22 protein-coding genes are annotated in these 24,645 nt (G+C 66.3%); 15 read left to right on the top strand and 7 right to left on the bottom strand.

Translation table 11 applies throughout. The annotated features are described in order from the left end of the window. Positions 1–43: 43 nt before the first annotated feature. Positions 44–3,220 carry a PBP1A family penicillin-binding protein gene (locus VN634_19040; GenBank protein ID HXC52990.1) on the top strand — a complete coding sequence of 1,059 codons (3,177 nt, stop codon included), beginning with the start codon at positions 44–46 and terminating at the stop codon, positions 3,218–3,220. Here the strand turns inward: VN634_19040 and VN634_19035 are convergent. Next, positions 3,180–4,202 (bottom strand): histone deacetylase, encoded by a 1,023-nt coding sequence (locus tag VN634_19035; GenBank protein HXC52989.1) that lies wholly within the window; start codon positions 4,200–4,202, stop codon positions 3,180–3,182. The genes VN634_19040 and VN634_19035 overlap by 41 nt on opposite strands. Before the next feature lie 463 nt (positions 4,203–4,665). Here VN634_19035 and VN634_19030 point away from each other — a divergent pair, with 463 nt between their 5' ends. Both VN634_19030 and tatC read left to right on the top strand, forming a co-directional pair. After that, on the top strand, positions 4,666–5,064 hold the full coding sequence (locus tag VN634_19030; protein HXC52988.1) for a twin-arginine translocase TatA/TatE family subunit: 399 nt from the start codon (positions 4,666–4,668) through the stop codon (positions 5,062–5,064). Between the two features lie 13 nt (positions 5,065–5,077). After that, the gene (gene tatC, locus VN634_19025) at positions 5,078–5,863 is read left to right on the top strand and encodes a twin-arginine translocase subunit TatC (protein HXC52987.1); all 786 of its coding nucleotides are present in this window, start codon (positions 5,078–5,080) and stop codon (positions 5,861–5,863) included. 28 nt (positions 5,864–5,891) lie between these two features. On the opposite strand, the gene VN634_19020 is transcribed toward tatC, so the two are convergent. Genes VN634_19020 through VN634_19010 form a run of 3 tightly spaced genes read right to left on the bottom strand, consistent with a single transcriptional unit; the run spans position 5,892 to position 8,538 of the window. Beyond that, positions 5,892–6,236, bottom strand: a complete 345-nt coding sequence (locus tag VN634_19020) for a hypothetical protein (protein ID HXC52986.1) — start codon at positions 6,234–6,236, stop codon at positions 5,892–5,894. A 52-nt stretch (positions 6,237–6,288) separates the two neighbouring features. Continuing rightward, positions 6,289–6,609 carry a hypothetical protein gene (locus VN634_19015; protein ID HXC52985.1) on the bottom strand — a complete coding sequence of 107 codons (321 nt, stop codon included), beginning with the start codon at positions 6,607–6,609 and terminating at the stop codon, positions 6,289–6,291. 21 nt (positions 6,610–6,630) lie between these two features. Next, positions 6,631–8,538 carry a hypothetical protein gene (locus tag VN634_19010; protein ID HXC52984.1) on the bottom strand — a complete coding sequence of 636 codons (1,908 nt, stop codon included), beginning with the start codon at positions 8,536–8,538 and terminating at the stop codon, positions 6,631–6,633. Positions 8,539–8,672: 134 nt separating this feature from the next. Here VN634_19010 and VN634_19005 point away from each other — a divergent pair, with 134 nt between their 5' ends. Beyond that, positions 8,673–9,461: an enoyl-CoA hydratase/isomerase family protein gene (locus VN634_19005; GenBank protein ID HXC52983.1), complete on the top strand. Its 789-nt coding sequence runs from the start codon at positions 8,673–8,675 to the stop codon at positions 9,459–9,461. 102 nt (positions 9,462–9,563) lie between these two features. On the opposite strand, the gene VN634_19000 is transcribed toward VN634_19005, so the two are convergent. Then, positions 9,564–9,863, bottom strand: a complete 300-nt coding sequence (locus VN634_19000) for a hypothetical protein (protein HXC52982.1) — start codon at positions 9,861–9,863, stop codon at positions 9,564–9,566. Between the two features lie 3 nt (positions 9,864–9,866). Continuing rightward, positions 9,867–10,661, bottom strand: a complete 795-nt coding sequence (locus tag VN634_18995; protein ID HXC52981.1) for an alpha/beta hydrolase — start codon at positions 10,659–10,661, stop codon at positions 9,867–9,869. Here VN634_18995 and VN634_18990 point away from each other — a divergent pair. The 8 genes from VN634_18990 to VN634_18955 all read left to right on the top strand — a co-directional run bounded on the left by VN634_18990 (position 10,660) and on the right by VN634_18955 (position 20,217). Then, positions 10,660–11,670, top strand: a complete 1,011-nt coding sequence (locus VN634_18990; protein HXC52980.1) for a tyrosine recombinase XerC — start codon at positions 10,660–10,662, stop codon at positions 11,668–11,670. The two genes, VN634_18995 and VN634_18990, sit on opposite strands and share 2 nt — an antisense overlap. Before the next feature lie 288 nt (positions 11,671–11,958). Beyond that, the gene (gene argB, locus VN634_18985; GenBank protein HXC52979.1) at positions 11,959–12,939 is read left to right on the top strand and encodes an acetylglutamate kinase; all 981 of its coding nucleotides are present in this window, start codon (positions 11,959–11,961) and stop codon (positions 12,937–12,939) included. Continuing rightward, entirely contained in the window at positions 12,936–14,159 is a 1,224-nt protein-coding gene (locus tag VN634_18980) for an acetylornithine transaminase (GenBank protein ID HXC52978.1), read from the top strand. Before argB ends, VN634_18980 begins: the two co-directional genes overlap by 4 nt. Then, positions 14,156–15,082 (top strand): ornithine carbamoyltransferase, encoded by a 927-nt coding sequence (gene argF, locus VN634_18975; protein ID HXC52977.1) that lies wholly within the window; start codon positions 14,156–14,158, stop codon positions 15,080–15,082. Before VN634_18980 ends, argF begins: the two co-directional genes overlap by 4 nt. Before the next feature lie 117 nt (positions 15,083–15,199). Continuing rightward, positions 15,200–16,417: an argininosuccinate synthase gene (locus VN634_18970; GenBank protein HXC52976.1), complete on the top strand. Its 1,218-nt coding sequence runs from the start codon at positions 15,200–15,202 to the stop codon at positions 16,415–16,417. Positions 16,418–16,521: 104 nt separating this feature from the next. After that, the gene (gene argH / locus VN634_18965) at positions 16,522–18,069 is read left to right on the top strand and encodes an argininosuccinate lyase (GenBank protein ID HXC52975.1); all 1,548 of its coding nucleotides are present in this window, start codon (positions 16,522–16,524) and stop codon (positions 18,067–18,069) included. Beyond that, complete coding sequence (locus VN634_18960) at positions 18,066–18,497, top strand: hypothetical protein (protein HXC52974.1); 432 nt, start codon at positions 18,066–18,068, stop codon at positions 18,495–18,497. The genes argH and VN634_18960 overlap by 4 nt, the downstream gene beginning before the upstream one ends. Positions 18,498–18,909: 412 nt before the next feature. Continuing rightward, positions 18,910–20,217, top strand: a complete 1,308-nt coding sequence (locus VN634_18955) for a hypothetical protein (protein HXC52973.1) — start codon at positions 18,910–18,912, stop codon at positions 20,215–20,217. Between the two features lie 353 nt (positions 20,218–20,570). On the opposite strand, the gene VN634_18950 is transcribed toward VN634_18955, so the two are convergent. After that, on the bottom strand, positions 20,571–21,737 hold the full coding sequence (locus VN634_18950) for a serine hydrolase domain-containing protein (protein ID HXC52972.1): 1,167 nt from the start codon (positions 21,735–21,737) through the stop codon (positions 20,571–20,573). Between the two features lie 244 nt (positions 21,738–21,981). On the opposite strand from VN634_18950, the gene VN634_18945 reads away from it, so the two are divergent. From VN634_18945 to VN634_18935, 3 genes are all read left to right on the top strand, one after another. Beyond that, positions 21,982–22,914, top strand: a complete 933-nt coding sequence (locus tag VN634_18945) for an ACP S-malonyltransferase (protein HXC52971.1) — start codon at positions 21,982–21,984, stop codon at positions 22,912–22,914. Between the two features lie 29 nt (positions 22,915–22,943). Then, positions 22,944–24,248 carry an aminoacetone oxidase family FAD-binding enzyme gene (locus VN634_18940; protein ID HXC52970.1) on the top strand — a complete coding sequence of 435 codons (1,305 nt, stop codon included), beginning with the start codon at positions 22,944–22,946 and terminating at the stop codon, positions 24,246–24,248. 159 nt (positions 24,249–24,407) lie between these two features. Beyond that, on the top strand, positions 24,408–24,645 hold a 238-nt coding region (locus VN634_18935), incomplete at its 3' end, for a hypothetical protein (protein ID HXC52969.1).

Raw genomic sequence — 24,645 nt, 5'->3', positions numbered from 1 at the left:
GTAGATCTTGTTCGTCACCGCACTGCGGCGACGGTGATTGCGGGTGTTGCGTGTTCTCAAGTGGCTGGTCGCGCTGATCCTTACGGTCACCGTGGGGTTCGGCGCCGTCGTCCTGCTGACGATGTACGACGAGCTCACCAAAACGCTGCCCACGATCGATCGCCTTCTCGAATACGACCCCCCGGTCGCCACACGAGTCTACGCCGCCGACGGCTCGCTGATCGAGGAATTCTACCGCGAGCGACGCTACCGGGTTCCGATCGCCGAGATCCCGCCGCTCGTGCGCAATGCGTTCCTGGCCGCCGAGGATTCCGACTTCTTCGCGCATCGCGGAGTCGATTTCATCGGGATTCTTCGCGCGATGGTCGCCAACCTGCGCGCCGGCGACGTCGTCCAGGGCGCGAGCACCATCACGCAGCAGGTCGTCAAGGCGCTGCTGCTGACGCCCGAGCGCAGCTACGAGCGCAAGGCGAAGGAAATCCTGCTGTCGCTGCGTCTCGAGCAGCACCTGACCAAGGAGCAGATCCTCGAGCTCTACCTGAACCAGATCTACTTCGGCGACGGCAACCACGGAGTCGGCGCCGCCGCGCGCAACTACTTCGGAAAATCCGTGCAGGAGCTGACCGCCGCCGAAGCAGCGCTGCTGGCCGGGCTTCCCGCCGCGCCGAGCCGCTATTCGCCCAACCGCGATCCGGAAGCGGCGACCACGCGCCAGCATTACGTGCTGCGCCGCATGCTCGAAGAGCATTTCCTGAGCGCCGGCGAATACCAGGCCGCGATGCGCGAGACCGTGCAGGTGCTGGCGCGGCACCAGAAAGTGAGCTCGGTGCGCAACTACTACACCGAGACGGTGCGCCTGCAGCTCGAGACGATGTTCGGCGCCGAAGCTCCGTACAACCAGGGATACACCGTGCACACGTCGATGCAGCCGCGCCTGCAGTCGCTGGCCGAGCTGGCCGTGCGCAACGGCATCGAGCGCATCGACGGCGCGCTCGGCTATCGCGGACCGAAGTCGCACCCGAGCGACCAGGAAGCCCGTGACACGGTCGCGCGCACGAAGGGCGACATCGGCGACGACCCGCTCGATCCCGAGCGGATCTACGAGGCCGTCGTCACGCGCGTCGCGCCCGGAAAGCTCGACGTAACGGTGGGCCCGTTCAGCTCCACCGTCGATGTGTCCGCCGTACACTGGAGCGGCCGGGCGAAGAGCCGGACGTTCCGCGCCGGCGACGTCATCGAGGTCCGCACGCGCGAGCCTGCTCACGTCGTGTCGGCGAAGACAGCGAAGGCTGCGCTGGCCAAAACCGCGAGCGCGGAGGCCGCAAAAAAGCCGGACGCGGCGGCAACGCCTGCCGCAGCGCAGGCCGGCGGCGCCACGCTGCCGGTTGCGGAGAAAACCGTCGAGCCTCCGCATTTCTACCTCGCCCAGACGCCGGAGATCGAAGCGGCGCTGATCGTGATCGACATGCAGGACGGCGGCATCGCCGCACTGGTCGGCGGATACGATTTCCTCGCGAGCCAGTTCAACCGCGCGCTGCAGGCCGAGCGCCAGCCGGGCTCGGCATTCAAGCCGTTCGTCTATGCCGCGGCGCTCGATCACGGATTCACGGCCGCAAGCATTCTCCAGGACACGCCGGTCGAGTTCATGGACAACGACAAGCTCTGGCAGCCGCGCAACTACACGCGCGACTACAAGGGCCCGATCCGGCTGCGCACCGCGCTCGAACAGTCGCGCAACGTCGTTTCCGTCAAGCTCGTCGACGCCATGGGGCCCAAGACCGTCGTCGACTACCTGTCACGCTTTCATCTGTCCGGACACTTCGGCGCGAACCTCTCTCTCGGGCTCGGAACCACCGAGATGACGCTGCGGGATCTGACCGAAGGCTACACCGCGTTCGCCAACGGCGGCGTCAAGGTCGAGCCGGTGCTGATCCGCAGCATCGAGGACAAGGACGGAAAGTCGTTCTTCACCGACGAGCCGCGCCGGCGTGAAGCGCTCTCGCCGGAAACCGCCTCACTGATGACGTACATCCTGCGCGGCGTCGTCGAACGCGGCACTGCGACGAGCATCAAGGCCCTCGAGCGCCCGGTCGCGGGAAAGACCGGTACGACCAACGAGCAGCGCGATGCATGGTTCATCGGTTACACGCCGAATCTCGCGGTCGGCGTGTGGGTCGGTTTCGACGATCCCAACCAGACGATGGGCAAGATGGGAACCGGCGGACGCGTCGCTGCGCCGATCTGGCTCGACTTCATGAAGCCCGCGCTGGCCGGCACACCGGTGCGCGACTTCGAGATGCCCGAAGACATCAATTGCGTGAACATCGATCCGGATTCGGGCAAGCGCGCCGCCGAGTGGACCGCCGCTCCGTTCCTCGAATGCTTCAAGGAAGGCACCGAGCCCGGCAGTCCGGGCGAGGAAGACTCGACGCCGCCAGCGTCACCGTCGGAAGTGCGCGTGTATCGCCCGCCTGGCGACGCTGGCTCCCCGCCGGCCACCGGCGCCGGCGATCCGCTCGGCGCCGTGCCGCTCGACGAAGATGGTTTTCCGATCGAAAGAACGCCGCCGAACGCGGGCGATCCGCGTTGGCCGTCCGAGCGCAACCCGGAAACGCCCACACGCGATCGATGGGCGTCATCACCAGCTCCCGTTCCGACCGATCCGTACGGCCGACCCCTGCCCGGCGGCGTCGCGACGGATCCGTATGGCCGTCCGCTGCCGCCGGAACCGGCGACCGATCCGTATGGCCGCCCGCTGCCTGAACCGGCGACCGATCCGTATGGCCGCCCGCTGCCGGGTGCCGCGACTGATCCGTATGGCCGCGCGCTCCCCGGTGATGGCGCTGCGACGGAGCCGTACGGCCGGGCATTGCCCAGAGATGCCGACGGCCGCCCGCTGCGCGGAGCCGGCGTTCCGACCGATGCGGATGGCCGTCCGCTTCCGCGCGTACGGACCGATCCGTACGGCCGCCCGATGCCCGAACATCTGAGTGCGCGGCCCGTCGAGACCCGATCCGGGACCGAAGTGCGGCTCTATCGCGATTCGGAAGGTCGCGACCCGGCGACCGACGAAGCGCCACCGCCACCGCCGCCATCCGAAGAGAGCGCGCGACCGTCCGGTCGTCTTTGGGGAACCGCGCCGATCGAACCTCCGCCCGCTGCGCGCGAGGACAACGGAATCAGATTGTTTCCCAATACGGGCCAAGCGCGTCGCGACTGAGGCGCGTCCATGCCGTCGCTTCGCCCGCGCTTTCCGCGAGCGGTTGCGGATCTCGAAGGTGCGCGACGCTCGTCGCCACCGAGCCGCTGAGCGCGTCGAGGTCGTAACCGCCTTCGAGCAGCAGCAGGATCTTTCCTCCCGCGCTCGCATCGGCGACCGAGACGAGCGCGTCGGTCATCTCGGCGAACGCGTTCGTCGTCAGGGAAAGCGACGCGAGCGGATCGTCGCGATGCGCATCGAATCCCGCCGAGACCAGCACGAACTGCGGTGCAAATTCGCGCGCCACCGGCAGCAGCAGATCGCGAAACGCCGCACCGAACTCGCTGTTGCCCGCGCCTGCCGGCATCGGAACGTTGAGCGTGTAGCCCGCCCCTTCTCCGCGACCGATCTCGTCCGGCGCGCCGGTTCCAGGATAGAACGGATACTGATGAGTCGACGCGTAGAGCACGCGTGATGAATCGTAGAACGAGTGCTGGGTGCCGTTGCCGTGGTGCACGTCCCAGTCGACGATCAGCACGCGCTCGATCCCGCGCACGTCGAGCAGATGCCGCGCCACCACCGCGACGTTGTTGAACAGGCAGAACCCCATCGGCCGATCCGCTTCCGCGTGATGCCCGGGCGGCCGCAGCGCCGCAAAACCATTGTCGAGATCTCCACGCGCAATCGCGTCCGCCATGTCGATCGCCCCGCCCGCCGCCAGACGCGCAGCCTCGAACGACCCTGCCGATGCCGGAGTATCCGCATCGAACTGCGTATGCGCCCGCCCTGCGCTGTGGGCGACCGCCGCCACATGCCCGTGCTCGTGCACCCGCCGCAGCTCCTCCTCCGTCGCAAGCCGCGCCGCGACCCGCTCAAACCCCGAGTACCCACCCCCCTCGAACAACTCGCAAAGCACCGCCATCCTCTCCGGCGCCTCCGGATGCCGCACCCCGGTCCGATGCTCGAGAAACCGCCGATCATAAAGCAGCCCAGTCCGTCGCATCCCTCGTGTTTAACCCAGACAACCAAAGACCGACAAGAATAAAGCCGAGCGAAGCGAGGATAAGCCCCGACACCAGCCCAAGCCGAGGCCGTCAAAGCCTTTCGCGCGAAGCGAAGCGGCCACAACCAAAGACGACCGCACTCCGAGACGAGATCTCCACCCTTGAATCCCGGGATGGGAGCACCCGCGCAACGAGACGAAGCGCCAAAACCTCCAAGCCGGAACGCCGCCGCCGTCAAACTCCGTGTTGGGAGTGCCGTTTCACGCGCCGGGCGGCGAGACGGGTCCAGATGCAAGGCGGATTCCGCGTAGTGAGCGGAGGCGTACTTCCCGTACGTCGTAGCGAACGAAGCGGAATCCAACGCGGCAGATGGGCCCGTATCGACGTCCGGCCCCACTACGAGCGGAGGCGCGCGGCGACAACGAAGCAGATGGGCCCTTATCGCCGTCCGGCAGAGCGAACTTGACTGAGAACAACCCGACTCCTAGCCTCCCACGCATGTTCGGCATCGGCCCAAGCGAGCTCATCTTCATTCTCGTGATCGCGCTGCTCGTACTCGGCCCGAAGCGCCTGCCCGAGCTGGCGGCCGGCCTCGGCAAAGGCCTCGCCGAATTCCGCCGCGCAACCTCCGACATCAACGCCGAGCTCGACGAAGCGCGCCGTTCGCTCGAGGAGCAGTCGCGCGAAGCGTCGCGCCAGGCGGGCAAGGTCTCGCGCACGCAGCGAACGACGCCGCGAGGCGCAATCCCGACTGTCAAAGCGAGCGACGTCGCCGACGAAGCCGAGCTGGAATCCGAAGAGGAGCTGGCAAAAGACACGGCCAAGGAAAAGACCGATCCGGATCCGAAGGCTTCGGCCTGAACGATCGATCGGCGTGACCGTGCCGGACGTCGAGCTGCCTCTGACCGGCCACCTGGCCGAGCTGCGCCGCCGGCTCGCCCGCGCCATCGGCGCAGTCGCCGTCGCCTTCGTCGTCACGTACCCGAACGTCCACTACCTTTTCGACATCCTCATCCATCCGCTGCGCAGCTCGGCGGAAGCCAACGGGCTCAAGTACCAGATCATCGGCACCGGGCTTGCCGAGGCATTCTTCACGAAGTTCAGCGTATCGCTGATCGGCGCCGTTTTTCTTGCGCTGCCGGTGATCCTTTATCAGCTGTGGCGCTTCATCGTGCCGGGGCTCGAGGATCGCGAAGCCCGCTACGCGAAATGGTTCGTGCTGTTCGGAACGTTGTTCTTCCTTGGCGGCGCGAGCTTCTGTTACTTCTTCGTATTTCCGATGGGCATTCCGTTCTTTCTCTCGGAGTACGCCGACATCGGTATCGACGCGATGCTCAGCATGAGCGAATACCGCTCGTTCACGTCGCACATGATGCTGGCGTTCGGGGTGACGTTCGAGCTGCCGGTCATCATCTTCTTCCTTGCGCGCATCGGCTTCGTCACGTGGCGCCAGCTTCTGTCGTTCTCGCGCTACGCAGTGGTCGTCATCTTCATCGTGGCGGCCGTGCTGACACCGACGCCCGATGCGGCGAATCAGCTGATGATGGCCGTGCCGCTGATGTTCCTCTACGCCATCTCGATCGGCGTGGCGTACGTGTTCGGCAAGGACAGGCGCGAGCAGGCGGAGGAAGAGACAGGCACCGATATCGAGCCTGCGTGATCATTCCGCCGGCGTCATCCTGCGAAGATTAGTCCGGACGGTCGGCATCCGGTCCAAGCAGATCGCGGCGCAGCGCCGCGCGAAGCGCAGGAGTCGTCGGCACCTGGCGGCCGTCGACTTCGGCGACCAGACGCGCGAGGCTGCGCGAGCAAGGCTCGAGATAGTCCGGAACGGCCATTGCGACGACCAGCGTCTCGGTGCGCTGCGGACCATGGAAGCGCTCCATCGTACGCACTACCGCATAGTCTTCCCACGCTTCGGCAACGAGCCGGAAGTACACCGTCTCGGCGCGCGGCAGCGAGACGAAAAGCGTGTAGACTCCGAGCACGCTGTCGTACTCGTTCTCTGCGGTATCGATGGGGCGGATTTCCATGTTCATCTTCGCAGGCAGGTGATGGGTACGATGCACCGGCACGCCCCCGGGCTCAATGATACGCACGGGTTGCGTCGAACCAGATCTCGGCGAGCTCCTCGCAGCGGCGGCACTCGACGCGCACTACTCGAAAGATGCGCTTGCCGTCGGGCTCGCTGCGTTCGCCAAGACTCGCGAGCAGCCCGCCGCACGGGCACTCGCGTATCGCGAGATGATCTTCGATCTCGGAGAACGCATCGATCTCGAGCGCGGTCGCGCGCGAGCCGCCCTCGAGCGCTGCGAGAGCACGCCGGAAGCGAAGCCGCCTGACCTTCCGATAACCGGTGAAGGCCAGGGCAAGCAGCAGCGCAGTCGTCAGCGCGAGCCAGAGCATGGCGAGGCCGCGCCCGGCCTCTTACTCGTTGATCGCGTTCGGATCGCCGGGAATGCTCGCAACGTTTTCCGCTCCGACTTTGCGCGCATGCTTGATGCCCGGCGCAGTCACCGGCTCGCCGCGCTTGGTACTGGCGAGCAGCTCTGCGTAACCGGGCGCGAGCGCGACCGCCGGGCTCTGCGTCTTGCCGGTAATGGCGACCGGAACGTACATCGGCCCGCCTTCGACCCGCAGGGCCTTGATCCACGGCGCCGACGCGGCGAGCTTGTCGACCGCGGCGGGCGGGAACATCACGGTACCGTCGAGATTGAGGCCGGACGCCTCGGAATATTCGCCATCCGCATCGAGCTGGAATTCCTCGGCGCGAAGGAACATTCCGCCGAGCGAATATGCGTCGGCGTTTTTCTCGGCTTCGAAGAAGAACTTGTCGATGCGGGTGCCGGTTCCATGGCGCGGCTTCGGCATATCGGCGGCTGCATCGGCAACCTTGATCGAAGGATCGGCCGCCCCGAGCGCATCGAGCGTGCGCGCGAACAGATCGACGTTGCCGATGCGGCCGGTCAGCAGCGAGCCGTGCACGGACCACTGGGGCTTGCGCTCGACATCCTGCCCGAAGATGTACGAGACCGATCCGTATCCCTCGGCGTCGAGTCCGAGCTGCGGCAAGAGGCGTTGCGCCATGATGCGCCCGTCTGCGCCCTTGATCCGTCCCGACATCGTGAACGCCGGATGCTCGGCCGGTTTGTACGAGATCGTCGCGTCGTTTTCACCGCCCCACAGCGGCGAGTTCGACGCGTTGTACATGACCTTGTCGCGGAACCACAGGATTCCCGACGGCAGCGATCCGAGATCGATTCCGCCGACGCTCCACTGCTCCGGCAGGAACGTCACCGAGGCATCCGCATTGATTACGAGGATGCTGCCGGTGAACTTCGGTTTGACCATGTGGACGTTATAGCCGCCGAGCCCGGGCACGTCGGCGCTCGGTGCCCTGGCTTCGTACTTGAGCATCGACTGGCCCTGCTTGCCGGTGAGATTGAACTGCCCGGTCAGCGTGGCGGTCGGCTGCCACGGCGGCGGAACGTTCCAGTCGACGGCGACCTTGTGGGCGTCGATGTCGTTGAAGAGCGCAGTCAGCTCGATTTTTCCGGTCGGAAACGGCTCGAACCATCCGCGCAGCGCGAGGTCGAAATCCTGCCATTTGATGTGGCCGCCCGAGATCCTGACCATCTTGTCGTCGAGAGAAAAATTGCCGTTGATCGTCGCCGGAGCCGTGCGACCGAGGATCTGCCAGTCGAGCATCGCCTCGAAATCGCCGCGCAGCGGCGTCGCCGGCGCATCTTCGGTCGTCGTTTCGTTGATGATGCCGCTCGCTTTTCCATGGAAGCCGACCATGCCCCGGAAGCTCGGATCGATGCGGCCGGGAAGAAACGTGCGCACGGCTTCGACCGGAGCGTTGCCGACCGCATAGACGAGATCGAGCTTGTCGCCGCCGAGCGGACCGACGCCCCATTCGGCGGTTCCGGACGCCTCCAGCGTCGAGCCTTCTCCGAACGGCGTTCCGGTAATCGCGAAGCGGCACGAACGGCCGTCGGCCGAAGGCGTCAGCGAAACGTGCGCGTTCTGAATCTTGAGAGGACCGAACTTGACCGTGACGAAATCGACATCGATGCCGGACGCCTCGAACGCGTCGCCGCTCGACTTGGAGAGCGCGGCAAAGACAGACCGGTCGCCGGAGCGCAGGATCGTCGCAAGCCCGATGGCGTTGGCCGGCGGCACCTGGCTGCCGAGCGCAGCGATTGCAGCGGCCTCGGCCTGCTGCGCCTCCGCCTGTTTTTCCTGCTTCTCGTCCAGCTTTTGCGCGCGCTGGGCCGTCGCCATCACGGGCAGCGACAGAGCAAGGAGTACGAGAGCGACGCGAGGCAGCATGGTCCGGATATCGTTCACAGGAACCTCTTCAGGCTGGGCATGTTTCAAACCGGGATCGGAAAGCTGTTTTGACTGCATGCTCGTGGCGGGTTAGTGGACGCGGATTCTACTGACGCGAGCATGAGGGAGCAACGATGTCTTTCGAACAGATCGACGTGACGAGAGACGGTCCGATCGGCCGCATTACGCTCAACCGGCCGGCCGAGCGCAATGCGATGACGCCGCAGATGGGTCGAGAGATGGTTCGCGCGGTCGAGACGCTCAACGGCGACGACGACGTCAGAGTGGTCATGATCACCGGCGCCGGAAAGGGGTTCTGCTCGGGCGCGGACTTAAGGACTCTCGGCGCGGAGGCTGGCTCGGGTGACGCCGAGGAAGGTCTTGGCGGAGGAGAGAGCTTCTATCGCGCGTTCCTTTCGATCCGCGACCTGCGTGTGCCTTCGATCGCGGCGATCAACGGGCATGCCGTCGGTGCAGGATTCTGCTTCGCGCTCGGGGCCGACCTGCGTGTGATGCACAAGGATGCGCGCGTCGGCATGACGTTCGTGCGGCTCGGGATTCATCCGGGCATGGCCGCGACCTGGAACCTGCCGCGCCTCATCGGACCGTCGGCGGCCGCCGACCTGCTTTACACGGGCCGCATGATCGGCGCCGACGAAGCCCTCGCGCTCGGCATCGCCAACCGCATCGCCGGTGACGACTTCGATGCGGTCGTCGCCGAGCTCGCCTCGGCAATCGCGAGCGCGGCGCCGCTTGCCGTGCGTTCGCTCAAGCAGACCCTGCGCTGCGGCGATTCGCACACGATCGACGAAGCGATCGCCCGCGAAGCCTCCGAACAGGCCATCACGTTCACGACAGCCGACGCCGCCGAAGGCATCGGCGCAATGCGCGAGAAACGCCCCCCGGTCTTCCGCGGTCGCTGAGAAAATCGGGGACAGACACTGATTTCGCGAAATCGGGGACAGACACCGATTTCGCGCAGACTCCGAGTTCGTGGGATCGCGAAACGGCGACCGCTTCCGATGTCAGTTTTTGCGGAAGAGCTTTTCGAGCTCGGACAGGCTGTCGGGCTTCGCGGCGGGAATTCCAGCGCCGCGCTCGCCGCTCGCGGGCGAGAAATAGTCGCAGAAGTTCGCGCGATCTTTTTCGAGCACGCGCTCGGCCGACGGCTCGGCGCACTCGTTATAGGACGACAGGTCGTAGAAGCGGCAGTTCCTGCAGCAGCGCAGCTCGCTCCCGCACCTTTCGCAGCGCGCGGAGCGACCGATCGGATCGTCGGAGTCGAATTCCGACGAGCAGGCGTGGCAACGAACCCGCCACATCACGGCTTACGTTCCCTGGACGCGCGCGAGCCAGCTGCCGAGCACGTCGAGCAGTCGCTCGAGCGCACCGGGTTCCTCGAAGCGATGACCGACGCCGGCGAAGTACTCGACCGTGCATGGCCCGGCCACGTTCGCACGGATGATCTCGGCATGCGACGGCGGCACCACGGTGTCGGCCTCGCCGTGCATCACGAGCACCGGCATCGAAAGCGCGCGCATCGTCGCGGGCGCATCGATGCGCAGCACGTCGTCATAAAAGCCCGGCCGCAGAAATCCCGAACCGACGCGCCGGCGACCGCGCGTACGCCAGTCGGCGATCGCCTTGTCGGTGAGCCCGTCGGTGAAAATGCGTGCATCGGCGACCGCGGCGATCAGCGCGAGCGAGCTGACGAGATGCGGAGCCTGGGCCGCGGCCAGCAGCGCAACCAGCCCGCCAAGACTCGAGCCGATGAGCGTGGATTCGCTGCCGCCGAACTGGTGCATGAAGTCGAGCGCGCCGAGCGCGTCGTCGACCTCGGCGGTGACCGTCAGGTCCTCGTACTCGCCTTCCGAATCGCCGACGAACGAAAAGTCGAAACGCAGCACGTTGTAGCCGGCGGGAACGAAACGCTCGGCGATGGCCGTCTGCTTGGTCCCTCCGCGCGTCGACTCCATTCCGTGACAGAGCACCAGCCATCTGGTGCTCCCGGCCGCAGCGCGATGGATGTCGCCGACCAGAAGGTTGCCGCGACGCGACGGGAACTCGACGCGTTCGCTCGGAATCGGCGGCAGCGTCGCGGCCTCGTTTCGTGCAGCAGACATGATCCGGCGTGATACCATGCTGGAAGCCGTGTCCGAAACCTCCGCGTCCCATCTGGAGCTGCTCGACCTGTTCGAGCGCGCGCTTGCCGTCGAGTCCGGCCTGTCGCCGAACACGCGGCGCGCGTACCTGGCCGACCTTCGCCAGTTCCTCGACTTCCTCGTCGAGCGAGGTGAGACACCCGGTGTATCAGTCGTCTCGTCGCCGTCGGGCAACAGGCTCGCTCCCGACGACTCCGAGGGGAACGGCGTCGCGGCGGTCCGGGCCTTCCTCGCCGCGCGACTTCGCGACAGTGCGCGCTCGACGACGGCCCGCAAGCTCGCCGCCCTGCGTGCATTCTTCCGCTGGCTGGCGCGCGAGCGCGCCGCGGTCGCGGAGAAGTCGACCGGCGAAGCGGCGTCACCGACTGACCCGTGCGCGGCGGTCACGGCACCGAAGATCCCGAAGCGACTGCCCGTTCACCTGTCGATCGACGACATGTCTGCCCTGCTTGCCGCGCCCGATCTCAAAAAGCCGACCGGCCTGCGCGACCGGGCGCTGCTCGAGATGCTGTACTCGTGCGGGCTTCGCGCGGCCGAGTGCGCCGGCCTGAACTGGACGTCGATCCATGAGGGGCTCGGCGTCGTCCGGGTGCTCGGCAAGGGAAGCAAGGAGCGTATCGTGCCGGTCGGCGCCGACGCGCTCGCCGCGCTCGGCGAATACCGGCGCAGCTGGAAGCTCGCGCATGGCGATGCAAAGGCCGTTTTCCTGAACGCGCGCGGAACCCGGCTGTCGACCCGCAGCATCGGGCGGATCGTCGAGCGGCATCTTGCCGCGGCGGCGATCGCCGCCCACGCCACGCCCCATTCGCTGCGGCACTCGTTCGCGACGCACCTGCTCGAAAACGGCGCCGACCTGCGCGCGATCCAGGAGATGCTCGGGCACGCATCGATCGCGACGACCCAGCGCTACACGCATCTCGAGCTCGGCAAGCTCACCGCCGTCTACGACAAGGCGCACCCGCGAGCCTGACGGCAGGCCCGGCAGCGCAGCGTCTCGGCGAGCGCAGCGGCGGCCGGAGCTCTGCGATCTCCGGGGCTGCCACCTCCTGCAAAGCTCGAATTTCTGCGTGCGGATCGTTGGAAGCCCGGCAGTGGCCGCGATATAGGCAAGTCACTCCGGAAAGCGGCAGTCGAGCGCCCAGCCATCCGACGACTGAAAATCCGGGACAGACACTGATTTCCCGAAATCGGTGTCTGTCCCCGATTTTCCGAAATCGGTGTCTGTCCCCGATTTGTGTTTTCGGAGAGGAACAATGCCGTGAAAGAGCTCATCGCAAAGGCCGACGTCCTGCTCGAAGCGCTTCCGTACCTGCGGCGCTTTGCGGGGCGCGTCGTCGTTATCAAGTACGGCGGCCATGCGATGCTCGACGACAAGCTCAAGGCCGGCTTCGCCGAAGACGTCGTGCTGCTGAAGTCGCTCGGGCTGCGGCCGGTCATCGTGCATGGAGGCGGTCCGCAGATCGAGGAGGCACTCAAGCGCCACGGCATCGCCACGCGCTTCGTGCGCGGCATGCGGGTCACCGACGAAGCCACGATGGAGATCGTCGAGATGGTCCTCGGCGGGCAGATCAACAAAGAGATCGTCGGGATGATCCACAAGCACGGCGGAAAGGCCGTCGGCCTGACCGGCAAGGACGGCAACCTGCTGATTGCCGAGAAGCTTGCCGTGCGCATTTCCGAAAAAGGCAAGAAGGCCGAGCTCGTCGACGTCGGCATGGTCGGCCGCATCACGCACATCAACCCGGAGATCCTCGAGCACATCGACGGAACCGACTTCATCCCGGTGATCGCGCCGATCGCGACGGATGCCGACGGCCGCACGTTCAACGTCAACGCCGATGTTGCAGCCGCCGAGATCGCACGCGGCCTCAAGGCCGAGAAGCTGATCCTTCTGACGGACGTCGCCGGCATCATGAAGGCCGGCGGCGAGCTGCAGTCGCGGCTTTCCGAGCCGGAGGCGCGCAAGCAGATTCACGCGGGCTCGATCGCGGCCGGCATGGTGCCGAAGGTCGAGTGCGCAATCGATGCGCTGCGCGGCGGCGTCGGACAGGTGCACATCATCGACGGGCGCGTCCGACACGCGGTGCTGCTCGAGATCTTCACGGCCGCAGGCGTCGGCACCGAAATCGTGCTCGACGGGGAGCCAGTCTTGCTCCAGCCGGCGTCGCGGCGGAAATCCGCCGGCTCCGTGAAAAAACCGACGCGCGCTGCCAGCGGCAGGAAGGCAAAAGCGAAATGAGCGCAGCCGAAGGCAAGATGAGCGTAGCCGAAGGCAAAATGAGCGTAGCCGAAGGCAATCTGCCGATCGTGGAAGCGACCGACCGCTTCACGACGCAGAACTACGCCCGCTATCCGGTCGCGTTCACGCACGGCAAAGGCTGCCGGCTGTGGGACGAGTCCGGACGCGAGTATCTCGATCTGTTCGCGGGGCTTGCCGTCTCGTCGCTCGGGCACGCGCATCCGGCTGTGGTCGCGGCAATCCGCGAGCAGGCCGGCAAGCTCATCCACGCGTCGAACCTCTATTACCACGAGCCGGGCGCACGGCTTGCGCAGCGGCTCGTCGAAGCGACCTTCGCCGACCGCGTGTTCTTCTGCAACAGCGGCGCCGAGGCCAACGAAGCTGCGATCAAGATGGCGCGGCGCGCTGCCGGCGGACGCTACAAGATCGTCGCCGCGCACGGCTCGTTCCACGGCCGTACGTACGGTGCGCTGGCCGCAACCGGCCAGCCGAGTCTGCAGGAAGGCTTCGGTCCGATGCTCGAAGGCTTCGTGCACGTCGAGCCCGGCAGCAGCGAAGCCGTCGCAGCCGTGGTCGGCAGCGACACCGCCGCGGTGCTGGTCGAGCCGATCATCGGCGAAGGCGGCATCGTGATTCCGCCGGCCGGATACCTCCAGGAGCTGCGCGACATCTGCGACCGGTCGGGTGCGCGCCTGATCCTCGACGAAGTGCAGACCGGCAACGGCCGCACCGGCACGCTGTTCGCGTACGAGCACGAAGGCATCGTGCCCGACATCGTCACGACGGCGAAAGGCCTCGGTGCCGGTCTTCCGATCGGCGCGGTGCTCGCGCGCGAAGACGTCGCATCGGCATTCGTGCCGGGCTCGCACGGCACGACGTTCGGCGCGAACCCGGTGTGCTGCGCGGCTGCGCTCGCAGTTCTCGGCGAGCTGACCGCCGGCGGCGTGATCGACAACGCCGCGGAGGTCGGAGCGTATTTCCTCGCGCGGCTCAAAGACGCGATCGGCGGGCGCGACGACGTCGCCGACATCCGCGGAAAAGGCCTGATGATCGGCGTCGAGTTCCGGCGCGAGACCAAGCCGATCGTGCGCGATCTTCTCGCCCGCGGCGTGATCGCCAACGCGACGGCCGGCACGGTGCTGCGAATCATCCCGCCGCTCATCCTGACCAGGGACGAAGTGGACGAAGGCATCGCCGCGCTCGTGGAGGTGCTCGGATGAAACGCGACCTCGTCACCCTGCGCGACGTGTCCAAGCAGGAGATCAAGGACCTGATCGCGCTCGCGCGCAGGCTGAAAGCCGACGTGCGCGCGAAACGGCCGCATCCGTGGCTGTCGGGCCGCACGCTCGCGATGATCTTCGAGAAGCCGAGCCTGAGGACGCGCGTGACGTTCGAAACCGGCATGTACCAGCTCGGCGGCGGCGCGATCTATCTCGCGCCGGGCGACATCCAGCTCGGCATGCGCGAGACCAGCGGCGACGTCGCGGCCAACCTGTCGCGATGGGTCGACCTGATCGTCGCGCGCACGTTCTCGCACGATTCGGTCGTCGAGCTGGCGCGCGGCGCCACCGTGCCGGTGATCAACGGCCTTTCCGACCTGTACCATCCGTGCCAGATCCTCGCCGACCTGATGACGCTGTCCGAGCTGCGCGGGTCGCTCGAAGGCATGCGCCTCGCGTTCATCGGCGACGGCAACAACATGGTGCACTCGTGGATCCTGGCGGCCGCCAAGATCGGCTTTGATTTCGTGCTCGCGTGCCCGAAGGGCTACGAGCCGGACGCAGACATCCTGGCCGAGACCCAGGCCGCCGCGCCCGGCCGGATCCGCGTCACGCACGACGTCGAAGACGCCGCGCGCGGCGCCGACGTGCTGTACACCGACGTGTGGACGAGCATGGGACAGGAAGCCGAGGCCGAAAGGCGCCGCAAGGTGTTCGCGAAGTTCCAGGTGAACGCGAAGCTTCTCGAGACGGCCGCGGACGGTGCGCTCGTGATGCACTGCCTTCCGGCGCATCGCGGAGAAGAGATCACGGCCGAAGTGCTCGAAGGCCCGCGCGCCGTCGTGCTCGAGCAGGCCGAGAACCGCCTTCATATCCAGAAAGCAATCCTCGCATGGCTCGCCGGAGCCCCCGAGGCAGCATGAAAACAGGGACAGGTACATTTAAAAAACGTGTGGAAAATCGGGCGAGCCACTTTCGCCCGTCGTGATTTTGCAGGCGAAATTTTAATGTACCTGTCCCCTTTTTCTTAGGAAGAGAACGTGAGCTTAAAAGATACGCCAAAGAAGATTGCGCTGGCCTACAGCGGCGGGCTCGACACGTCGGTCATCCTCAAATGGCTGATCGAGCAGTACGGCTGCGAGGTCGTCGCCTACATCGCCGACGTCGGCCAGGACGAGGACCTCGAGGCTGCGCGGCAGAAAGCATTTCGCACCGGCGCCGTCGAGGCGTACGTCGAAGACCTGCGCGAAGAGTTCGTGCGCGACTTCGTGTTTCCGATGCTGCGCGCCGGAGCCGTCTACGAGGGCACGTATCTGCTCGGCACGTCGATCGCGCGGCCGGTCATCGCCAAGCGCCACATCGAAGTCGCGCGGCGCACCGGAAGCGACTCCGTCTCGCACGGCGCGACCGGCAAGGGCAACGACCAGGTGCGATTCGAGCTCACGTACGCTGCGCTCGCGCCCGACCTCAAGGTCATCGCGCCGTGGCGTTTCTGGGATCTCAACTCGCGCGCCAAGCTGTTCGATTTCGCCGAGAAGCACGACATCCCGCTGCCGGTCACGCGCGACAAGGGCTACAGCATGGACCGCAACGTGCTGCACATCAGCTTCGAGGGCATCGAGCTCGAAGACCCTTGGCAGATGCCGCGCGAAGACATGTTCGTGCTGTCGGTCTCGCCCGAGCAGGCTCCCGACAAGGCCGAATACGTCGAGATCGAGTACATCTCGGGCGATCCGGTCGCGCTCGACGGCGAAAAGCTCGCCCCGTTCGACCTGCTGGCGAAGCTCAACAAGATCGCCGGACGCAACGGCGTCGGCCGCGCCGACATCGTCGAGAACCGCTACGTCGGCATGAAATCGCGGGGCGTCTACGAGACGCCCGGCGGAACGGTGCTCACGATCGCGCACCGCGCGCTCGAATCACTGACACTCGACCGCGAGGTGATGCACCTTCGCGATACGCTGATTCCGCGCTACGCCGAGATGGTCTACTACGGCTACTGGTTCGCGCCCGAGCGCGAGATGCTGCAGGCCGCGGTCGACGAGTCGCAGCGCTGCGTCAACGGCACCGTGCGCATGAAGCTGTACAAGGGCTCGGCGACCGTGGCCGGCCGCAAGTCGGACGATTCGCTGTACGTGCCCGCGCTCGCGACGTTCGAGGAAGACGAGGTCTACACCCAGGCCGATGCCACCGGCTTCATCCGGCTGTCGGGCCTTCGCCTGAAAGTCCGCAACATGGTCCGCACCAGAAAAGTCTGACGAAAAAAAAGAGGGACAGGTACAATTTCGCAAACCCGCGAAATCACTACCTGTCGACCACGGCGCACGACACGGGACGGCGCCACGAACACGGAGGATAACCCATGGCCGCGGACAAGCGCAGAAAACCGAAAGCCGCACCGGCACGCGCCGCGGCCCCGGTGCGCGCGAAATCCGCCGCCGGCGCAAAACCCGCTGCCGGCGCAGGCAAAAAAGCCGCGGCCGCATCGAACCGGAGCTGGGGCGGCCGCTTCGACGCAAAGCCCGACGCCGCAACGCAGGCGTTCACCGCATCGATCACGTTCGACCAGCGGCTGTACGCGTACGACATCCGCGGCAGCATCGCGCACGCGACGATGCTCGCGTCGGTCGGCATCCTGACCGCCGCCGAGCGCGAGACCATCACGCGCGGCCTGCGCGAGATCGAAAGCGAGATCCGCGAGGGACGCTTCCGCTTCGACGTCGCCGACGAAGACGTGCACATGGCGATCGAGCGCCGGCTAATCGAGAAAACCGGCGCCACCGGCGCCAAGCTGCACACCGCCCGGTCGCGCAACGACCAGGTCGCGACCGACGTGCGCCTGTACGTAAAGGACGCGCTCAAAAGCGTCGATGCCGGCATCGATGACCTCCAGCGCGCGCTCATCGAAGTCTGCCTCGCACATCCGAAAGCCGTGATGCCCGGCTACACGCACATGCAGCGCGCGCAGCCGATCCTGCTCGCGCACCACCTGCTTGCGTACTACGAGATGCTCGCCCGCGACCGCAGTCGCCTCTGCGACGCGCACGCGCGCGTCAACGAGCTGCCGCTCGGCGCCGGCGCAATCGCCGGCACCACGCTGCCGATCGACCGCGCTCGCACGGCCAAAGAGCTCGGCTTCGCGCGCGTCGCCGAAAACAGCATCGACGCGGTCGCCGCACGCGACTTCGTGCTCGAGCCGCTCTCCGGCATCGCGATCCTGTTCTCGCATCTGTCGCGCCTTGCCGGAGAGATCGTGCTGTGGGCGACGAGCGAGTTCGGCTTCGTCAAGCTTCACGATGCGTATTCGACGGGCAGCTCGATGATGCCGCAGAAGAAGAACCCCGACATCGCCGAGCTCGTGCGCGGCAAGAGCGGCCGCGTGACCGGAAACCTCGTCTCGCTGCTGACGACCGTCAAAGGGCTTCCGCTCGCGTACAACAGCGACCTGCAGGAGGACAAGGAGCCGCTGTTCGACAGCCTCGACACGGCAACATCGAGTCTCGCCACGCTCGCCGCGATGCTGCGCTCGCTGACGTTCGACGAGGCGGCCATGCGGCGCGCCGCGTCCGATTCGTTCCTGCTCGCCACCGATCTCGCGGAGATCCTCGTTGCGCGCGGCGTCCCGTTCCGCGACGCGCACGAAGTCGTCGGCCGCATCGTGCGGCATTGCCTCGCGGTGAAGCTCGAGCTCACGGCGCTCAGCAGCCGCGAGTTGGAAGAGTTCTCTCCTGCCCTCGGCGAAGCCGCCGACCGCAAGGCCGGACGCACCGTCGCCTCCTTGCTGACGCTCGACGAAGCCATCGCGCGCCGCACGTCGTACGGCGGAACCGCGACGAGCCTCGTATCGCGGCGCGTGAAGACGCTCGCAAAGAAACACGGAGTCGGCTCCGCCCGGAGCCCGAAAGCTTGAGGACCCGCCGACGGCCGCTGGCGATTGCGCTCGCGCTCGCTGCAATCCTCGGCATGGGCGGCAGCGCCTGCGGCTATCGCACTGCGGTGCGGCCTCCCGAAGACACGGCGCCCGTCATCCCCGGCACGGCAACCGTCGAGCGCGACGGCGATGTCGCGGTCGTGCACTGGAAGCGAGCGGAGAAGAGCGCCGACGGAAAGAAGCTCTACGATCTTGCGTCGTTCATCGTCGAGCGCCAGCGCGACGGAGACGAGTCGTGGGAACGCATCGCGACGGTCGACGTCGCCGATCAGGACAAGATCCGCCGCCGCCACGACTTCTCGTGGCGCGATACGTCGGCAGGCAGCGGTGTCGTCCGCTATCGCGTGATTGCAGTGGGTGAGGACGGAGAGGAAGGTCCGCCGACGCCACCCGCGGCTGCTCCATAAGTATTTTGAGCGCGGCCAACGCGCTCTGTCCGTGCTGCACGAACATTCCGCGGGGAATGTTGCGACCAGCGCGCTATGTCGCTGCTACACAGCATTCCCCGGGGAATGTTGGGCGACGGCGACGGGTCCGAACGTTTTCGTCGCAGAATACGCGCGCGGCGTTCGCGGCCGATCACGGCAGCTATGAAACTTTTGTTATTGAAGCATCGTCGCGATGTCGATTTCGTTTGACGCGGTTTTTCGCCGCTTCACGTCGCCTGTAGCGAAGCGAAACAGAGCGCACGGCTTTTTTCGCCCACTTCGCGCGTTGCGCCGCTCAGATCTCGCGCTTTGTCGTGAAACGCGCATGCCTGCGAGTGGTCGCATCCTTACGGAAAACGACGCCTGAAAAACCCGTGTTACAAGGGTCGTCATGACGACATCCTTCGACAGTGTTGCAAATCTCTCCGAAAAGGAACTGCTCGATCACTTCGAGTGTCTCGTCGCCCGCGATCGTCGTACGACTGCGGCGCTTCTCGTCGCGATCGCCGAAATCGATGAGCGCAAGCTCTGGGCCAGACATGCCTGCTCCTCCATGTTCATTTTCTGCATGGAGCGCTTCCACATGTCGGAACAGGTTACTGCCAAGCGACTTTGGGCTGCGCGCACGGCGCGCCGCTTTCCGGTCGTGCTGGATCTGGTCGCACGCGGCGAGATCCATCTCAGCGCGATCCATCTGCTGGCCAGGCATCTGACCACCGAGAACCACCTGCGAGTGCTCGAGCGCGCCAGGCACAAGAGCTCGCGCGAGGTCGAGCGGCTGGTTGCGGAACTGGCGCCGCGAGCGGATGTGGCGTCGCGTGTTCGTGCGATGCCCGGGCGTCGCGGTGCGAACGCGGCGAGCAACGGGCCGATAGTGGCAGCGCCAACGTTGGCCGATGGGTGTTCGCCGGTTCGCCATCAGGCTGGCGGTGCGAGCGATCCGCGCACCTGGGCAGACCGCGAGTCCGCCGGCTGCTCGAGTAATCGGCCGGCCTCCCCGGATTCCGAGGTCGCCGGCGTCGCGATCGCTCCACCGTCAGCGCAGCCGGCGAGCGCGACGAAGCCGATCGTTCCGCTCAGCCCGCGTCGCTACAAAATCGCGATCACCGTAGACGAAGCAACGCACGACAAGCTGCGATCGCTACAGGATCTGCTCGGCCGCTCGGCGACCGGTCGCGACCCGGCCGCGATCATCAGTCGTGCCATCGACGTGCTGCTCATCCGCACACTCGCGCGCAAGGCAGGCTCGACCGATCGACCGAAGTCGGCGATGCCGACGAAAGAGAAATGCACCGATCGACCGAGGTCGACGACGCCGACGAACGCGGAATGCACCGGTCGGCCGGATTCAATGGCGCCCGCGGCCGATACAGCCGCTTCGCAGCGAGGACAGAGATCCCGAACCATCCCGGCAGCCGTGCGGCGCGAGGTATGGCGACGCGACTCGGGGCGCTGCTGCTACCTGGACGGCCGAGGACGTCGCTGCCGCGAGACGAGCAACATCGAGTTCCACCACAGAGCTCCGTTCGCGATGGGCGGACTTCCTACCTCCGAGAACATCGAGCTACGCTGCGCGGCACACAACCAGTATCAGGCCGACCTCGACTTCGGCCGCGCCTTCATGGACGCACGGCGCGGCAATCTCGCCGATCCGCGAACATTCCCCGGGGAATGTCGGGGGATGGCGGCCGCTCCGTGAGCAATCCGCCGACGCGAACATTCCCCGCGGAATGTCGGGCGATGGACAGGTCACAATCCCCGTGGAGATTCGGGAGCGGCTTGGGTTACTGCCTGACAGCGAAGTGGAGTTCGAAGTGGAGGGGACAGCCGTGAGGATTCGAAAAGCTCGAGGCAGCGCAAGCCGACGCGGCCGCAGCATCGTAGGACACCTGAGAGGCAAGGCGACCAGTGGCAGGACGACCGAGCAGATCCTGGCTCTGATGCGCGCCGTTCAGTGATCGCTGTACTGCACAGCAACGTTCATTCTTGACGTGCTGACGGAGGACCCTCGTTGGTACTTGTGGTCGGCGCGGGCTCTTTCGCGTAGCCGTCTCAGTCGATGATCGCCGCCTGCACCAGGTCGCCGATCTTCTGGTGCCGAAGCACGCTGTTCGTCTCGCACATCAGGCCCGCCGAAAGGTACACGTAAACGAGCTCGCGCACCGGATCGACCCAGAAGCAGTTCGAGCCGGCGCCGAAGCCGCCGTACGCCGACGGCGTCGTCGAAAGCCCGAACGGCGTCGGAAAATACGAGCCTTCGCCGCGCACGAAGAATCCGTAGCCGAGATACGCCGGGAATACCGGCCATCCGCTGGCCGCGCGCGCGTAGTCCCACAGCCCGTTCGGCAGCTCGCCGGTCTGGTTGGTCGTCATCAGGCTGATCGTCGACGGTGACAGGATGCGCACGCCGTCGAGCTCGCCGCCGCGCCGGAAGCATTCGGCAAAGCGGAAGAAGTCGTGCGCGGTCGTCATGCACGCGCCGGCAGGCATTTCGAAGTCTTCGGCGAGCAGCATGGCCGACGCTTCGAGCAGGTCGGGCTCGAACAGATCCGGCGTGCGGTCGCGCACGACCACGGGAACCTTGCGGGCCGCAAGATCGGGACGAAGCCCGAGCGATGTGTTCGTCATCCTGAGCGGCGCGAACAGATCGTCGGCGAGCATCTGCCGGTAGTGCCGGCGCTCGCCGTCGAGGCGGCGCACGATGGCCGCGAGCACCGAATGCGCGATGATCGCCGAATAGCTGACGCGCGTGCCCGGCATACTCTCCGGAATGACGGCGCAGGCGGCCTCCGTGGTCGCGTCGATGTTGCCGATCAGCTCGGGCGGCATCGGCGGCACGCCGAGCGGAAGCGCCGCCTTGTGCACCATGAGGTCGCCGACCGTGACGTGCTGCTTACCCTTCTGCCCGAACGCCGGAATGATCTCGCGAACCGGGGTGTGAAGGCTGATCTCGCCGCGCTCGACGCGCATCATCACCATCGTGTTGGTGAGCTGCTTGGCGATCGACATCGAGAAGAACACGTCGTCGAGCGACGCCTGGCGTGCCGTCGCGCGCTCGGCGAATCCGAACGCTTCGTGAAACGCGATGCGGCCGCGACGCGCCACGAGCAGCACGCAGCCGTCGTAGTGCATTGCATCGATATCGGCGCGGATGGCGGTGCGGATGCGCTCGACACGCTCGGAATCGAAGCCGAGATCAGTCGCGGTGCTGGTGGTCATTGCGGATACCTCGTCGATCGAATTGCTGGGGCTCGCGCCCTCGGTTCCGTCGGATGCTCGGGCTCGCGCCCTCGCTCGCGATGTCGCGCTATCTGTCAGGACAGCGCGACCGGGGCAAAGCGAGGCCGCGAGGCCGAGCATCGAGCGAGGCCGCGAGGCCGAACATCGTTTGGCGCCGCGAGACCGAACCTCCACTAGCCGCACCTTGCACCTTGTCGCTCGATGCGACACAGACGAGCAAGCAATGGATTCGCACCAGCCACTGGCAATCGTGTTTCCCGGCCAGGGAGCCCAGAAGCTCGGCATGGCGCGCGACTTCTGGGAGCACTTTCTCGAATGCCGCGCGGTCTTCGACGAAGCGTCGCAGGCTGCGGGCTACGACCTGACCGAAGTCTGCTTCGAGGACGGTGCCCGCCTCGCGCTCACCGAATTCCAGCAGCCGGCAATCCTGACGGCAGAGATCGCAATGCTCACCGCACTGCGGGCTCATCGCGGACTGGTCGCGGAATACTTCGGCGGACACAGCCTCGGAGAATACACCGCGCTGGTTGCGGCGGGCGTATTCACGCTTGCCGATGCAGTGCGTATCGTCGCGCTTCGCGGAAGGCTCATGCAGGAAGCGGTGCCGGCCGGAAACGGCGCGATGACGGCGATCATCCATGCCGATCTCGACGTCGACTGGCTGCGCGAGATCGCTGCGGAATTCGCAGTGGACGTCGGCAACTACAACGCGCTCGACCAGGCTTCGCTGAGCGGCCTTGCCGAAGACGTTGCCGCGGCGGTGGCGGCGGTCAAGGCCGCGCCGGGCAAACGCGCGCGATCGATCACGCTGCGCGTGTCGGCGCCATTTCACTCGCGTCACATGAAGAGCGTCGAGGCCCCGCTGGCCGAAGCGCTGCGCGCCATCGAGCACGTCGGCGCAGCAAAGGCGGTCCACGTGCTGTCGAACCGCACCGGCGCGTTTCATACCGGCTCGCGCGCCGACCTCGAGCGCTGCCTCGTCGAACAGGCGACGTCGACGGTCGAATGGGTCTCGTGCATGCGCGAGCTCGTCGATCGCAACTGCCGGATTCTCGAGGTCGGACCGGGACGGCCGCTGCGCGGTTTCTTCTCGTCGCTCGGCGTCGAAATCGAATCGGTGACGAGCGTCGCCACGACGACGGAACTCAACCTCTGAGCACCTCGCCCGCCGATTCTGCGCCGATCGTGATCGTCGGAGCCGGCGCAGCCGGCCTGATGGCCGCGATCCACTGCGCGAAGACGCTCGCTTCGCGCGGCGATCGAAAAGACGTTGTCGTCGTCGAGAGCACGCGCGACGGCGGAAAGAAGATCCTGATCAGCGGCGGCGGCCGCTGCAATATCCTGCCGGGCGAGCTCGACGAGACGCGGTTCGTGACCGAGTCGTCGGTCAACACGATGAACAAGATCGTACGCTCGTGGCCGCTCCACGAGCAGCGACGGTTCTTCGAAGAGGAGCTCGGCATTCCGCTTCGGCTCGAAGCGGACTCCGGAAAGCTTTTCCCGGCGAGCAACCGTGCGCGCGACGTGCGCGATGCACTCGTCGGCGAAGCGCGCCGGCTCGGCGTTGCGTTCCGATTCGAGTCGGCGGTGGTCGCGGTCGAGCCGATCGATACTGCTTCCGCCACCGGCGCGCGCTGGCGGGTCGTGATCGCCGGCGGAGACTCGATCGATGCCTCTGCAGTGGTCCTCGCGACCGGCGGCCTTTCGGTTCCGAACACCGGCAGCGACGGAGCCGGCCTCGGCATTGCGCGAAGCCTCGGACACAGGATCCAGCCGACCTACGCCGCGCTGACTCCGCTGACCGACAGCCGCGGGCGATTTGCGTCGCTCGCGGGCGTATCGCTCGACGTCGCGCTCGAAGCACCGGCGCGGCGCCAGAAGCTGCGCGTGGTCGGCGGGTTTCTCTTCACGCATCGCGGGTTCAGCGGGCCGGCCGTGCTCGACGTCTCGCATCTCGCCGTGCGCAGCATCTCTGCGCCCTCCGCTGTTCCGGCCGAATCGTCGGCGAGCACCGAGTCCGCAAGAAAGCCGCAACCTATCTTTGCCCAATGGACGCCGCTCGACGGCGACGCGTGGGAGCGCGAGCTCGCGCCGCGGCGTGCGAGCGTAGCGGGCGTGATGCGCGCATATCTTCCGGCGCGCCTTGCCGACCGGCTTCTCGAGCTTGCCGAAGTTCCGATCGATCGCAGCCTGGCCGAGCTCCGCCGCGACGAACGGCTGCGCCTCATCGATGCGCTCACGCACTTCGAGCTGCCGTGGACCGGACACGAAGGATACCGCACCGCCGAAGTCACCGGCGGAGGCGTCGCGCTCGCCGAAATCGACCCGCGCACGATGGAAAGCCGCCGCTGCCCCGGCCTCTTCCTATGCGGCGAAATGCTCGACGCGTTCGGCCCGATCGGCGGGTACAACTTTTTATGGGCGTGGGCGACCGGGCGGGCAGCAGGCGCAGGAGCCGCAATCTCAGTCGATAGCGGAAACGGGAGCTGACGGGACACGAGCCGGGCGTCGAGAAGGGTCCAGATGCAAGGCGGATTCCGGCGTAGAGAGGGAGTCGTACTTCCCGTACGTCGACCGAACGAAGCCGGAATCCAACGCGGCAGATGGGCCCTTATCGACGTCCGGCCCCGTTCCGGCTAGTAAGCGCGGATGGTCATTACTACCGCCGACTTCAAACGAGGGTTACGCATCCTTCTCGACAGTGATCCGTACGTGATTTTGGATGTGCACGCGCAGTCGCCATCGGCTCGCGGCGCGGCCACGATCACCAAGCTGAAAGTCCGTAACCTCAGGACCGCGCAGGTTTTCGAGCGAAGCTTTCGCGGCAATGAGCGGCTCGAGCAGCCCGACCTCGAGTTCCGCGCCGTCCAGTTTCTCTACCGCGACG

It is taken from the genome of Candidatus Limnocylindrales bacterium, assembly GCA_035571835.1.
Lineage (GTDB): Bacteria > Desulfobacterota > Binatia > UBA1149 > CAITLU01 > DATNBU01.
This window is presented reverse-complemented; position numbering and strand designations above follow the sequence as displayed.